The 439-nt window shown below is 67.0% G+C and carries 1 protein-coding gene; it reads right to left on the reverse strand.

Translation table 11 applies throughout. The features are described from left to right. Positions 1-439, reverse strand: a 439-nt coding sequence (locus EN781_RS33880) for a VCBS domain-containing protein (protein ID WP_210213523.1), incomplete at both ends; no start/stop codon positions are given.

The following is a 439-nucleotide window of genomic DNA, read 5'->3' on the forward strand; positions in this document are numbered from 1 at the left end:
TCGGCGCCGTCCTCGTCGACCGCGCCGCTGGTGGTGCCGTCGATGATGGCGGCGTCGTTGGTGCCGGTGATGGAGATGGTGATCAGCTGGCTGGTGCCGTCCTCGGAATGGACGGTGAAGGAGTCGCTGAGCGGATCGCCGTCATTGAGGGCGTCGACCGTCGGATTGGTGTCGTCGAGCGTGTAGGTCCAGTTGCCGGCGGCATCGATGGTGAAGCTGCCGTAGCTGGTGCTGCCGCTGTCGGCCTGGAAGACGTTGTCGGCGTTGTCGACGTCGCTTGCCGTCAGCGAGCCGATGGCGGTGACCGGGGCATCGGCGCCGTCCTCGTCGACCGCGCCGCTGGTGGTGCCGTCGATGATGGCGGCGTCGTTGGTGCCGGTGATGGAGATGGTGATCAGCTGGCTGGTGCCGTCCTCGGAATGGACGGTGAAGGAGTCGC

Origin of the sequence: Mesorhizobium sp. M4A.F.Ca.ET.090.04.2.1 (assembly GCF_003999085.1) — a bacterium.
Taxonomy (GTDB): Bacteria; Pseudomonadota; Alphaproteobacteria; order Rhizobiales; family Rhizobiaceae; genus Mesorhizobium.